Raw genomic sequence first — 13,141 nt, forward strand, 5'->3', positions numbered from 1 at the left:
CTCGGATCGCTCAGACCCGGGGAGGATCCTTCTCGGGTTCGACAACCAGGCTGACGAGGTTCTCGGCCCGCTCGGCTTCGTAGCGGAGGCGCGGCAACGGATCTGGGGCAGGCGGGACGGGGGCTTCAGGAACGGGGACGGTGGCACAGCCATCTGCGCAGAAGATATGGCAGATGGGCGCACAGTCGTCGTTCGCACCCTCGGCGCACTGGTCCAGGCACGTCGCGCCCAGGTAGAAGGAAGCCAGGCAGAGGAGGAGGATCGCAGCCCAGCGCCTCATGACGCGTCCAACTTCGCGTGGTCGCGGGTTTCTTCATTGAGGCAGAGGCTATGGTGCATCAAGCGGATGACGCAAGGATCGACGATGGTGTAGTGGATATGGGTCCCATGACGCCGCGTGGCGAGGATGCCCAGGTCCACCAGGCGCCGGAGCTGATTGGAAACAGCCTGGGGCTTCATACCCACGGCTTCGGCGAGGTCAGACATGCACGGGTCGCCCAGAAGCACCAGGGCGTGAAGCAGACGGAGCCGTGTGTCGGAGGCAAGCACGTCAAATATCCGGGCCAGCTCAGCAGACTCACCCAGGCCCAGCAAAGGCCGCTCCGAGAGGGGCGCCTTGGGGGGGCAGGCGGGGAGCTTTTGGGGCGACTTAGCCATCAAAGAGATACTACACGAATCAATGTAATATCCTGCGTTATAGCTCTGTGCTTGTGATGGGGGCCACGAAGATGGGGCGCCGCCCAAGTGTGTTCCGCCGTCGGGGCCAGGGGTTCACCGTCGGAGAGGTTGTCCCGGCCCGGGGTGTCGCGGATCTTCAGGACGGGGTTGTGATCCTGCGGTGGACTTAGGTCGGGGCCTGCCTACCTAATCGGGGAGGTCCAAGGGTTGGAACGTGCTGCTGGGTATCATCTGGATGAGGGACAACATTCCCTCGCTCGCCCTCCTGAAGGCGATGCAAGGCATGGGAGCTGGCGCAAGGTGGTCTGGCTCAAACGGGGAACAATCAGGTGTCCTCGGAACCCACAACCACCCCATTCGCGGCCACGAGCCGCAGGAGATCCCATGCCTGTAACCATCACCCCCACCAACCCCGACACCAGCCCCACCGGTGCCCCCACCACGGTCAAACCCGTGACCGAACGAGCCCTGATCCGTCGGATCAACCGGATCCTCGCTCATGAAGGGAAGGTCCTCCGCGTCAGTCGTTACCCCAGCCAGGGGTATCACAACCTCGGTCGCTACTACCAGCAGGATATCTACACCAGCATGGCTGGATCCTGGTTCACAACCCTGGGTGAGTTGATCACCTATGCGAAGGACTCCGCGATCCTCGCTGAGGATGAATACCTCACCGATTGACCATGCCCAGAGCCGATGCCTGGTGGGGGACACGGCGGGCCTTGTCGAGCCCGCCGTATCCCCTGAACCAGTCAGCCGCCTGGACCACATCACTAACGGTGTAGTGGTCCCGGCCTTGGGCGTGGTGGGTCTTCAGGACCGTGTCGTGATTCTCCGCTGGCTCTAGACTGAGGACTTGTCCCAGTAGGAGGCTCCGATCGTGCTCCATGAACTCACCCGGCGAGATGTCATTGACGCCTTGACCCTCAGCGGGATCAGCTACAACGGACGCCTGGAAGAAGTGGACTTCCTCGGGCGGCTCTACGATATGAAAAACCTCCCATCCCACGATGGTCGGTTCCGGGATGCCAGCGGCGACATCTTCCAGCACAGGGTCAACAACCACGACTGGGAAGACGATTGGGTATTCACAGACACCCGGTTCGACCTCCTCCACGGCCCCGAAACCGAGTTCTTGGCCTTTTTGGCCATGATGCTCCACCCGACGGTCCGGTCGAACCCGGACGAAGTGGGCGCCATCCTGGACCTGATCAACCCCATCCTCCGCAGGGAGGGGTGGGAACTCGCAGTCACTGCCACGCTGGCCGAGCTGCCGGTCTACGGTCCGCGCAACGCCGGTATCCCGGTCCTTCCAGCTCTTAACGCAGCCAAGGGCATGGCGGAACGGGCAGACGCGGCCTATGTGCACCGGCAGATCCAGCGGATCGAGGGCGCCCTGGAGAAGGATCCCGAGCAGGCCATCGGCACCGCCAAGGAGTTGGTCGAGACCTTGGCGAAGACCATCCTGCTGGACCATGGGGAGGTGGTCCCAGAGGATCTGGACTTCCCCAAGCTGGTGCGGGCGGCGCTGAAGCAGCTACGCCTCGTCCCTGATGACATCCCCGAGAAGGTGCACGCGTCGGACATCATCAAGAGGTTGCTCATGAACCTCGCCACGATCTCCAACGGGTTGGCCGAGCTTCGGAATGGCTATGGCACCGGGCATGGCAAGTCTGCCCAAACACGAGGGCTGAGTGCCCGTCACGCAAGATTGGCGGTCGGGGCGGCAACCACCTTGGCTGTCTTCATGCAGGAGACATCGGAGGAGATGCTCAGCGGGAAGTAGGCACACCACCCCCGGTGGTGCTCGGGGGGGGGCGTTTCAGTTCTTGTTCACCCTTCCGCAGTATTTAGCACTGCGAAGCACTTTGCCGCACTGCGCCGGAGTGCGGCCTGAAAGACGTAACCCCCTAGATTTGCTCAATCTAGGGGGTCATTGTTGGTGGCTGGAGGCAGACTCGAACTGCCGACCTAGGGATTATGAGACCCTCGCTCTAACCACCTGAGCTACCCAGCCACGAAGGGACAGTCTAGCGCGGGCGTGTATCGGGGTCTAGGCGAGATCCTGCACCAGCACCACGATGAGCCGCTTGGGGCCGTGGACGCCGTAGGCGAGGGTCTGCTCGATGTCGGCGGTCTTGCTGGGGCCGGAGATCAGCAGGGCGTTGGGCGGCAGGCTGCGGCCCCAGCCCAGGGCTTTCACGGCGGACCAGAAGGTGTCCTGGATGGTGGAGGCCCGCAGCAGGGCGATGTGGATGGGGGGCACCAGCGACATGAGGCGCGGCTCGGCGGAACCAGGCATCAGCAGCAGGCCGCCCGTTTCGGCGACGCCACCCACGGTGCTGGTGAAGCCGGCGTCCACGCCCGTGAAGAGCTCATCCTTGAAGGCCTCGACGGGCCGGTCGTAGGGCATCAGCTGGGTGCCCCCAGGTGCCCAGCCCTTGGCCAGCTCCGCCCCGGCCTCGCAGCTGGGGCCGAAGAGCAGGTTCTTCAGGCCCTCGCGGTCGCAGAGGGCGCGGACCACGGCGGGCCAGGTGGCCGGGGTGGCCTCGAGGAACTCCGTGTGGACGGCCTCCATGCCCTTGCGGAGGCGCTCAATCCGCTCGGCGGCGGGCCACTGGCGGCGCTCCAGGACGGCCGTGTCGAGGTCTGGCAGGGGGCCTGATCCCCCGGCGGCGCGGAGCCGGCCAAGGATGGCAGTGCGGGCGTCAGTCATGGGAGCCTCCCTCGGCGCGCATCCGCTCGCTGAGCGAGCGGCGGGCCGGAACGGGTTTGCTGCGGGTGCGGGTCCAGTTCTTGATCAGGGGGGCTCCGGCGGGCAGGGCCTTGCCGAAGCGGGTGGCGAACCAGGCCGCGACCCGGTAGAGGGCCGGCCGCTTCAGGACGCCAGCCCATAGGCGCCAGGCCCAGTCCTCAGTGGCCGTCCGGCCGGTCCCCCGGCCGAGCACGTTCGAGCCCACGTCCTCGTGGGTGGCCTCCCGGCGCAGGCGCACCAGGATCTCAGGGATGGGGATCTCCACAGGACAGACCTCAGCGCAGGCGCCACAGAGGCTCGACCCGTGGATGAGGTCGTGGCGGACGCCCACGCCTTCCATCTGCGGCGTGAGGATCTTGCCGATGGGACCTGGGTAGGTGGCTTCATAGGCATGACCCCCGATGCGGGTGTAGACCGGGCAGTGGTTCATGCACGCGCCGCAGCGGATGCAGCGCAGGGTGGCGCGGAGCTGGGGGTCGGCGTACATCCGGGAGCGTCCGTTGTCGAGGATGACGAGGTGGACCTCCCGGGGGCCGTCCTTCTCGTCCGTGCCCCGCGGGCCGCTGATCAGGTTGAAGTAGGTGCTCACCGCCTGTCCGGTGGCTGAGCGGGTGAGGATGGCGTAGAGCGGCGCCACGTCCTCCAGGCAGGCCACGACCTTCTCCAGCCCCATCACCGCGATGTGGAGGGGCGGCACGTGCGTGCTCATGCGACCGTTGCCTTCGTTCTCCACCAGGCAGAGGGTTCCTGTCTCGGCCACGGCAAAGTTCACGCCAGAGAGGCCCGCATCGGCGTGGAGGAACTTCTCGCGGAGCACCTTCCGGGCCATGGCGGTGAGCTCGTCCACGTCCTCGGTGTATTTCGCATCCTTGATCTTCTGGCTGAATTGCCGGGCGATCTGATCCTTGTTCTTGTGGATGGCGGGCATGATGATGTGGCTCGGGGTCTCGCCATCGAGCTGGATGATGTACTCGCCCAGGTCGGACTCCAGGGCCTCGATGCCTTTGGACTCCAGGAAGGCGTTGAGGTGCATCTCCTCCGAGACCATGCTCTTGCCCTTGACCAGGGTCTTGGCGTTCTTGGAGCGGAGGATGCCCAGGATCAGCTCGTTGGCTTGGTCGCAGGTCTCGGCCCAATGCACCTGGATGCCGTTCTTCGTGCAGTTGGCCTCGAACTGCTCCAGCAATTCAGGCAGGCTAAGCAGGCTCCGCGAGCGGATTGCCGTACTGAGATTACGCAGGTCCTGGAGATCGCGGGGATCCGGGAACTGGTTCCGGCGCTTGGTGATGAGGCCGTCCATGGCCCTGCGGAAGTTCGCCCGGAGCTGGGGATCAAGCAGGGCCTTCGACGCTGAGTCGCGGAAGAGAATTTCTGTCTCAGCGTGCATGGGTGCGCTCCCAGAGGAACTCGGCGATGTGCTGGACGCGGAGCGGGCTTTGCTTCGCCTCCAGTGTGCCGTTCACGTTGAGGAGGCAGCCGCCATCCGTGGACAGCAGCACGGAAGCGCCGGTGGCTTCGGCATCCGCCGCCTTGTCGCAGGACATGACGCCGGAGATCTCCGGCTGGCGTACAGAAAAGGTCCCACCGAAGCCACAGCACTCATGCTCGCGGGTCAGGGGCGCCAGCTCCACATTGGCCAGCTGGCCGATGAGGGCCTGGGGCTCGCCCTTTAGGCCCAAGTCCCGCACGGCGTGGCAGGAGCTGTGCCAGGTGACCTTCACGGGCTCGCCCAGGTCCTCGAGCTTCACATCAAGCACGTCCACCAGGAACTGGGTCAGCTCGTAGACCCGGGCGCTGAAGGCGCGCACCTGGGCCTCGTCGGGTTGCCCGTGGAAGAGCTCCGGGTAGTGGACCTTCATCATGCCGGCGCAGCTGCCCGAGGGCAGGATCACGGACAGGTCCTTGGGGAACAGCGCCACCTGGGTGCGGGCCACGTCCCGGGCCTCCTCCCAGTAGCCACAGTTGAAGGCTGGCTGGCCACAGCAGGTCTGGCCTTCGGGAAAGATCACCTTCACGCCAGCTTGGCGAAGCAGCTGGATGCCCGCCATGCCGGCGTCCGGAAAGAACAGGTCAACCAGACAGGTGCCGTAGAAGTACACCTCTCGCACGCCGCACCTCCTCGATGGTCTCAATGGTCTTGGCGCAAGCCTACAGGAAACGCTCTGCAAGCAGCTCGGCTGTGTGGGTCGTCTGGATGGTGGCCCCGTCCTTGTCGAGGCCCCCCCGGATCTGCATGACACAGCCGGGGCAGTCCATGACGACCTTCGAAACCCCTGTTTCCTTGATGTGCTTCAGTTTGCGTTCAAGGATCGGAGCGGAAATCTCCGGCAGCTTCAGGGAGTAGGATCCGGCCATTCCGCAGCAGGTGTCGCACTCGTACATCTCGGCAATCTCGTGGCCGGCTTCCTTGAGGAGTTCCCGGGGCTCATCGCTGGCCTTGAGAGTCCGCTTCAGGTGGCAGGAGTCGTGGTAGGTGACTTTTTCCAGGGCCTCGCCTTCCTTGAACGTCAGACGGCCCGCATCGACCAACTGCTTGACCAGGCTGGAGAAGTCGATGGTCTTGGCCGAGAGGGTCCTGGCCGCTTCCATGGCGTCCGTGACGCCCAGGCTCTTGAAGGTCTCGATGAAGTCGTGTTTCAGCGCCACCGTGCAGGTGGGGCAGGCCGAGACCACATGGGTGACATCCTCCGCCAGGAGAGCCTTGATGTTGTCCCGGGCATTCTGGGCGGCCACCTCGTAGGCGCCGTTGTAACGAGCTGGGGCGCCGCAGCAGGTCTGATCGTCAGGGAAGACAACCTCGATGCCGGCCTTGTTCAGGATCTTCACCAGGGATTCGCCCGTCTCCGGATAGCAGAAGTCGATCAGGCACCCTGCGTAGAAGGCCACCTTCTCGCCGCCCTTGGGCTGGACGATGCTCTTGACCTGGTCCCGGAAGGGCACGGCCGCCACGGCCGGCAGGCTCCGGAAGTCGGTCATGTCCGACAGGAACAGGGGCAGGTGCCGGATGAACCGGCCCTGCTTGAAGGGCTTCTGTGTGACTGAGGCCATGCGCAGCATGGAATGGAACAGCCGTCGGTTGTTCACGACGCCGAAGATCGCCTTCATGGCCAGGGACTGGCCCTTTTCGACCACCAGGCGCCGCCTCAGCTCCAGGATCAGTCCTGGAATGTCGATCTTGCCCGGGCACAAAGGCACGCAGCTGCCGCACTGGATGCAGAGCCCCTGGATGTCATCGGCCTTCTTGAGCTCATCGAACCAGGCCGTGAGAATCGTGCCGATCCCACCCGTGTAGGTCTTGCCGAAGACGTGGCCGCCCACCAGCCGGAACACCGGGCACACGTTCAGGCAGGTGGCGCAGCGGATGCACTGGAGCGCCTCCTTGAACATTGGGTCCTTGGCCATGTCCGAGCGGTGGTTGTCCATGAGGATGATATGGAGTTCCTTGGGGGAGCCGTCGGGGTTGGGCACCTGGCCCGAGAGGATGGACACGTAGCTCGTGAGCAGCTGCCCAGTGGCGCTGCGGGGCAGGGCGGTGAGGATCGGCTCGATGTCCTTGACCAGGGCCACAAGCTTCTCGATGCCCACGATGGCCACGTGGATCCGAGGCAGGGTGGAGACCAGACGGGCGTTGCCCTCATTGGTGACAATGACCAGGCTGCCGGTTTCAGCCACGGCGATGTTGGCGCCCGTGATGCCCATGTCGGCCGCCAGGAACTTGGGGCGGAGCTTGGCGCGAGCGAACTTCACCAGCTTGGGGATATCAGGTGCCTGGCCCTCCTCCACTTCCTGGCTGAAGACCTCGGCCACCTCCTCCTTGGTCATGTGGATGGCGGGCATCACCATGTGCGAAGGCGTCTGGTGGGCCAGCTGGATGATCCACTCGCCCAGATCTGTCTCATCCACTTCGATGCCGGCCTGCTCAAGGGCCTTGTTGAGATGGATCTCCTCTGAGGCCATGGACTTGGACTTGACGACCCGTTGCACGCCCCTGTCCTTGGCGAGATCCAGGATGTATTGCTTTACCTGGGCCGGATCGGAGGTCCGGAAGACCTTAGCGCCGCGGCCTTCCGCCTGGGCCTTGAACTGCTCGGCCAAGGCCTCGAAATTCGCTGAGGCGCTGCACTTGATCTCGGCGATCTGATCCCGCACCGCCTCAAAGTCGATGCCTTCATAGGCCTTGGCTCGACCGATGCGGTAGGCCTCGGAGAAGCGGCCCAAGGCGCCGGTGAGGTTCGGATTGTGCAGGGCGGTTTCGATGGATTCTTTGAACTGGGTCGTCATGAGGGCACCTGATCAAATGAATCCACCACGACGATGATGAGTCTCCCCGGGCCATGCACGCCGATGGTGAGCACCCGCTCAATGTCGGCGGTGCGGCTGGGCCCTGTGATGAAGGAGATGTAGTTGATCTGCTCCGGGCGGAGGCGCTCGAGCACGCTGCCCATGTCTGCGAGGATCCGCTCGGTGCCGAGCAACGCGATATGGATGGGTGGCAGGGTCGACACCAGGCGCTTGTCCACCGCCGTGGCATCCTGCACCAAGGTGCCCGTGCCGGCGATGGCCCAATCCAGCTGGCTGATCCCCACCCTGGAGGCGGCCGAGGCCGCCTGGGTAACGTTGAACTCAAGGCCCGGCACCTGGGATCTCAGTGCTTCCCTTTCGGCCCCATCCAGGAACGTCCCCGCTGCCCACACGGCGCCGCAACCAGGCGCGTCCGACACCCCAGTCTCCTGGAGGAACCCCAGTACGAAGGCCAGCGCCTCCGTCCGACCGGCGAACCGGTGGACTTCAGCACTGACGGCCTCGGCCCTGATCTTGAAAGCCTCGAGGGTGGCACTCATGGGGATTCCTTTCAGCGCGTGGCCGCTTCCAACAGGTAGAGGAAGCTGCGGTACACCTCGCCCGTGGAGCGGGTCATGCCCACCTCGCAGGTGCGGCTGCTGGCGTAGTAGCCGTCGAAGGACTGGCTCTTCACTTCTTTCGCCTCATGCTTCGTGGCCGAGGCGGTGAGCTCGGCGTGGGTGAAGCCGCGGTCCCCCGCGAACCCGCAGCAGCCAGCGTCGCGGGGCACCACGACCTTGTCGGCGCAGGCCTGGGCCACGCCCTCCAACTTGGGCAGCAGGTTCATCTTGGTGAGCGAGCAGACCGGATGGAGCACCACGGAGCCTACCTTGCGGCTGATCTGTAGCTTGGGGAGCAGCACATCGTAGGCGAAGGCGGTGCTGTCGATGATCTTCAGCTTGTCGAACTTCGCCTGGTTCTCGGGCGTGAGGTAGGCCCGGCTGGTGACAACGCCGTAGGTGCAGGGGCTGGTGTCCATGACGATGGAGAGGCGGCCCTCCTGGCTCCACTCCCAGAACTTCTCGATGGCGTGGTTTACCGTGTGCTTGTGCGCCAGGTCAAAGCCCTTGGAGGAGAAGGGCACGCCACAGCAGGTGCCTTCGACGTCCAGGGGGATGTGGACTGGCACCCCGGCCCGCGCCGAGACCTTGACCAGGGCTTCCACCAGGCTCAACTCCTCGGATTCGCCGGGCAGGTGGCCCATCATGCGGGAGATGCAGGCTGGGAAGTAGATGGCCTGGGCGCCCTCCATGGAGGTCACGGGCAGCGGCGCCTTGGCGGCCTTGGGCATCTCAGGGCTCCACTGGTGTGAGGCGCCGAAGGCCTTCATGACCCGGGTGATGAACGGCATCGCCTTCGGCCCGAAGAGGCTCTGGACCATGTGCCCGGACCGCAGGGCGACCCGCATGACCGGCTCCACCGTGGCGAAGTTGCGCGCCACGGAGAGGGCGATCTTCTGGGCACGGCGGCTGTGGCTGGCCCGGCGGAAGCGCTTGGTGAGCTGGCCCGTGTCGATGCTCACGGGGCAGGCCGTGGCGCAGAGGCCATCAGCCGCACAGGTCTCCACGGCCATGTAGTCGAAGGCCCCGGTGAGGGAGGCGAGCAGGGCGGGGTTCTCGTGGTTGGCTTCGAGGCGCGCCATCTCCCGGCGCACGACGATGCGCTGGCGGGGGGTGAGGGTGAGCTCACGGCTGGGGCACTTGGGCTCGCAGTAGCCGCACTCGATGCACTTGTCGACTTCCTCCTCCACGCCGGGCATGGGCTTGAGGTCCGCCAGGTGGGCCTTGGGGTCGGCGTTGATGATGACCCCCGGGTTCAGCAGATGCAGGGGATCCACCAGGGCCTTGAGCTTCTCCATGACGGCCTTGGCCTCGTGGCCCCACTCGGCCTCGACGAAGGGGGCCATGTTGCGGCCCGTGCCGTGCTCGGCCTTCAGGGCGCCGTCGTATTTCTTCACCACCAGCTCGACCACGTCATCAATGAAGCGCGCGTAGCGGTCCACGGCGCCCTGGTCGTTGAAGGACTGGGTGATGACGAAGTGGAGGTTCCCGTCCTTGGCGTGGCCGAAGATGATGGCCTCGTCGTAGCCGTGCTTGGCGAAGAGCTTGGTGAGGTCCACGGCGGCGTCCGCCAGGCTCTCGATGGGGAAGGCCACGTCCTCGATGAGCACCGTGGTGCCGCGCTTGCGGACCGCGCCCACGGAGGGGAAGGTGCCTGAGCGGATCTTCCAGAAGAGGGCCTGCTCCACCGGGTCATGGGTGAACCGGGCGGGCTCCATCAGCTTGAGGCCGGCGGTGGTGGCCAGGGCAGTGCGTTCCAGGTCGGCGCGGACGGACTCGTCACGGCCGTGGAACTCCACCAGTAGCGCCGCGGCGCCCTCGGGCAGAGACTTGATGGCGGGCGGGATGCCGGGCTGGTTCTCGACGGATTTAAGGGAGGCGCGATCCAGCAGTTCCAGGGCAGCCGCGCCCGCATCCCGCAGCGGGATGATGGCGGCACAGGCCGCGTGCAGATCCGGAAACAAGAGGAAGGCCGTCACCTTCACGGGCAGGTCCGGCACGGACTTCAGCACGGCCTCGGCGATGAAGGCCAGTGTGCCTTCCGAGCCCACCAGCACGTTGCGGAAAATGTCCACGGGTCGGTCGAAGTCGATGAAGGCATTGAGGGAATAGCCCGTCGTGTTCTTCATCTTGTACTTCGCCCGAATGCGCTCGGCCAGGGCTGGGTTGGCCAGGAGGTTGGCCTTGAGATTCAGCAGTCCCTGCGCCAGTTCGGGCTCCGCCTCGCGGAAGCGCGCGTCAGCATCGGGGGCGGCGGTATCGATCACGGTGCCGGAGGGCAGAACAAAGGTCAGCGACTCGAGCGTGTGGTAGGCGTTCTGGGTAACCCCGCAGCACATGCCGCTGGAGTTGTTAGACAGGATGCCGCCCACCGTGCAGGTGTTGATGGAGGCCGGGTCTGGACCCATCTTGGCCTTGAAGAACTTCAGGGCGTGGTTCACGTGGGCGCCGATGACGCCGGGCTGGACCTTCACCTTGGCCCCGCCCTCCAGCACCTGGATGCCGCGCCAGTTGCGGACCACTTCTACCAGGATGCCGTCCGACACCGACTGGCCCGACAGGCTGGTGCCTGCGGCCCGGAAGGTCATGGGGATCTTCGCTTCATGGCTGAGCCGGAAGAGCCCGCGGATGTCCTCGATGCTTCCCGCGAAGGCCACAGCCTTGGGGATCAGTCGGTAGAAGCTGGCGTCGGAGGCGAAGGCAATTAGGTCCACCGGCCGGTCCAGCACGCGGTCCGGACCCAGGATGGCGACAAGGGAATCCCTGAGGGAAGTGGCGGTGGCAGTGGTCATGAGAAACATCCTCTCCCTGCTTTGGGGCTGAAAAAGTCCCGCCGACGATCAGGCTGTCGGCGGGACCCAGGTCATTCGTCGGTCATCCGCCCGGCTGGCTTACTTGGCCGGGGCAGGGGCGGGCGCAGCTGTGGGAACAGCCGGGGTGGCAGGTGCGGTCACAGGCGCGACAGCAGCTGGGGCCGGCGGGGGCTGCTGGGGCATCCAGTTGGCGGGCAGGACCTTCGCGTAGAGGAAGATCACGACACCAACCATGGCGGCCAGGGCCAGGCTGTGCCAGAACACGTAGCGGAGAATGGTGCCTTCCTCGCCCTGCTGGTTGGTGGCGACGGAAGCCACCACAAGGCTCTGGGCGTCGATCATCTTGCCCATGACGCCGCCGGTGGTGTTGGCCGCGGCGGTGAGGATCGGGTTCAGACCCAGCTGCTCGGCGGTGATCTTCTGGAGGCCACCGAACAACACATTGGAGGAGGTGTCGCTGCCCGTGAGGGCCACGCCCAGCCAGCCCAGCATGGCGCTGAAGAAGGGGAAGAGCACACCAGTGCTGGCGAAGGCCAGGCCCATGGTGGCGTCCAGACCCGCGGACTTCGAGACGAAGCCCAGGGCCAGCATGGCCGCGATGGTCAGCAGGGAGATCTTCACGCGATTGACCGTCTTGCCCCAGATCTTGACCAGTTCCAGGAAGCTGAACCCGGCCAGCAGGCCACTGACGATGCCGGCGAGCATGAGGCTGGTACCAGTGAGGGAGAGCCAGTTGAAGGTCCAGACGGCGGCTTCGGCCGAGGGCTTGGCGACCACGGGAGGGGCCTTGATGACCATCTTGTGGAGCTTGGGGATTTCAAAGGTCTTGACCGTGTAGCCGCTAAGGAAGTTGGGTGCGGTCTTGGTGCCGCCATTCAGGAAGGTCTTGACTTGGGGGGTGCCCCAGGCGAACACGAACACGGACAGGAGAACCCAAGGCATCCAGGCCTTCACGACCTTGCCGGTGCTCTGATCGACCACCGCCGCATGGGCCTCTTCGCGCTCATGCTCATAGCGCCAGATGGTCTTGGGCTGCCAGACCTTCAGCAGGACGACCAGGGACAGCATGGAGATGATGGCGCCGATGATGTCCACCAGCCAGGGGCCGTGGTAGTTGCTCACCAGGAACTGGGCGATGGCAAAGCTGCCACCCGCGGTGAGGCAGGCGGGCCAGACTTCCATCATGGCCTTGCGTCCCGCCATGGTCCAAATGATCCAGAAGGGCACGATCAGCGAGAAGATGGGCAGGATGCGGCCCGCGGCGGCGCTGAGCAGATTCAGGTCCAGGCCGGTGACGCCAGCCAAGGCGATGAGGGGGCTACCCAGGGCACCGTAGGCCACGGGAGCGGTGTTGCCGATGAGAGCCAGGCCGGCGGCCTGGAGGGGCCGGAAGCCCAGACCTATGAGCATGGCGGCGGAAATCGCCACGGGCGTTCCGAAGCCGGCCGCGCCCTCGATGAAGGCGCCGAAGCTGAAGGCGATCAGCAGGGCCTGAATGCGGCGATCCCCGGCCAGACCGGCGATGGAGTGCTTCACCACCTCGAAATCACCGGATTTCACCGTGATGTCATAGATGAAGATAGCGTTCAGAACGATCCAGCCGATGGGCAGGAGACCGAACAGGGCGCCGTGGACGGCGGCCATGCTAGCCATGCCTGCGGGCATCTTGTAGACGAGGATGGCGACGGCCAGACAGGTGATCAGGCCGAGGATGGCCGAATAGTGGGCCTTCACATGCTTGGCCAGGAAGCCCAGCAGCACGAAGACCGGCAAGGCGGCCACCAGTGCGGAAATGAAGATATTCCCCATGACGGGGGAATAGACTTGGGTCCAGGGGGTCATGCAGCCTCCAGAAGGGGGGGGGGGTGGAAGAAGATGGGGGGGTAGAGTTTTGGAAAAGATCTTGGGCGAAGGTTACAATGGGTCTAGTGGTCAGACCATAGCGAAGAATGGTATTTTTGATCACACTTTCCATGTAGTATTTTTTTCAACAT

The 13,141-nt window shown here is 64.8% G+C and carries 12 protein-coding genes and 1 tRNA gene; 2 read left to right on the top strand and 11 right to left on the bottom strand.

All coding sequences use genetic code 11. The features are described 5' to 3' along the window. Positions 1–10: 10 nt before the first annotated feature. Positions 11–280, bottom strand: a complete 270-nt coding sequence (locus WAS25_RS06455) for a hypothetical protein (RefSeq protein ID WP_422310700.1) — start codon at positions 278–280, stop codon at positions 11–13. Further along, positions 277–657 carry an ArsR/SmtB family transcription factor gene (locus tag WAS25_RS06460; protein WP_422310701.1) on the bottom strand — a complete coding sequence of 127 codons (381 nt, stop codon included), beginning with the start codon at positions 655–657 and terminating at the stop codon, positions 277–279. The genes WAS25_RS06455 and WAS25_RS06460 overlap by 4 nt, the downstream gene beginning before the upstream one ends. A 405-nt stretch (positions 658–1,062) precedes the next feature. On the opposite strand from WAS25_RS06460, the gene WAS25_RS06465 reads away from it, so the two are divergent. Beyond that, positions 1,063–1,359 carry a hypothetical protein gene (locus WAS25_RS06465; RefSeq protein ID WP_422310702.1) on the top strand — a complete coding sequence of 99 codons (297 nt, stop codon included), beginning with the start codon at positions 1,063–1,065 and terminating at the stop codon, positions 1,357–1,359. Here WAS25_RS06465 and WAS25_RS06470 read toward each other — a convergent pair. Further along, the gene (locus tag WAS25_RS06470) at positions 1,349–1,567 is read right to left on the bottom strand and encodes a hypothetical protein (RefSeq protein WP_422310703.1); all 219 of its coding nucleotides are present in this window, start codon (positions 1,565–1,567) and stop codon (positions 1,349–1,351) included. The two genes, WAS25_RS06465 and WAS25_RS06470, sit on opposite strands and share 11 nt — an antisense overlap. Between WAS25_RS06470 and WAS25_RS06475 the strand changes: the two genes are divergently transcribed. Then, positions 1,559–2,464, top strand: coding sequence for an abortive infection family protein (locus tag WAS25_RS06475; RefSeq protein WP_422310704.1), 906 nt, complete (start codon positions 1,559–1,561; stop codon positions 2,462–2,464). The two genes, WAS25_RS06470 and WAS25_RS06475, sit on opposite strands and share 9 nt — an antisense overlap. A gap of 154 nt (positions 2,465–2,618) precedes the next feature. On the opposite strand, the gene WAS25_RS06480 is transcribed toward WAS25_RS06475, so the two are convergent. The 8 genes from WAS25_RS06480 to WAS25_RS06515 all read right to left on the bottom strand — a co-directional run bounded on the left by WAS25_RS06480 (position 2,619) and on the right by WAS25_RS06515 (position 12,989). Next, positions 2,619–2,695 (bottom strand) — tRNA-Met (locus tag WAS25_RS06480). Between the two features lie 36 nt (positions 2,696–2,731). Further along, a complete protein-coding gene (locus WAS25_RS06485) occupies positions 2,732–3,394 on the bottom strand; it encodes a LutC/YkgG family protein (protein ID WP_422310705.1) in 663 nt (220 codons plus the stop codon). Then, positions 3,387–4,820, bottom strand: a complete 1,434-nt coding sequence (locus tag WAS25_RS06490; RefSeq protein WP_422310706.1) for a LutB/LldF family L-lactate oxidation iron-sulfur protein — start codon at positions 4,818–4,820, stop codon at positions 3,387–3,389. The genes WAS25_RS06485 and WAS25_RS06490 overlap by 8 nt, the downstream gene beginning before the upstream one ends. After that, a complete protein-coding gene (locus tag WAS25_RS06495; protein WP_422310707.1) occupies positions 4,810–5,673 on the bottom strand; it encodes a (Fe-S)-binding protein in 864 nt (287 codons plus the stop codon). The genes WAS25_RS06490 and WAS25_RS06495 overlap by 11 nt, the downstream gene beginning before the upstream one ends. Beyond that, complete coding sequence (ldhH, locus tag WAS25_RS06500; protein ID WP_422310708.1) at positions 5,582–7,714, bottom strand: L-lactate dehydrogenase (quinone) large subunit LdhH; 2,133 nt, start codon at positions 7,712–7,714, stop codon at positions 5,582–5,584. The genes WAS25_RS06495 and ldhH overlap by 92 nt, the downstream gene beginning before the upstream one ends. Continuing rightward, positions 7,711–8,274 (bottom strand): LutC/YkgG family protein, encoded by a 564-nt coding sequence (locus tag WAS25_RS06505; protein ID WP_422310709.1) that lies wholly within the window; start codon positions 8,272–8,274, stop codon positions 7,711–7,713. The genes ldhH and WAS25_RS06505 overlap by 4 nt, the downstream gene beginning before the upstream one ends. A gap of 11 nt (positions 8,275–8,285) precedes the next feature. Then, entirely contained in the window at positions 8,286–11,126 is a 2,841-nt protein-coding gene (locus tag WAS25_RS06510) for an FAD-binding and (Fe-S)-binding domain-containing protein (RefSeq protein WP_422310710.1), read from the bottom strand. A gap of 99 nt (positions 11,127–11,225) precedes the next feature. After that, positions 11,226–12,989 carry an L-lactate permease gene (locus tag WAS25_RS06515; protein WP_422310711.1) on the bottom strand — a complete coding sequence of 588 codons (1,764 nt, stop codon included), beginning with the start codon at positions 12,987–12,989 and terminating at the stop codon, positions 11,226–11,228. Positions 12,990–13,141 lie beyond the last annotated feature (152 nt).

The organism is Geothrix sp., from assembly GCF_049292215.1.
In the GTDB taxonomy this organism is placed as follows: Bacteria; Acidobacteriota; Holophagae; order Holophagales; family Holophagaceae; genus Geothrix.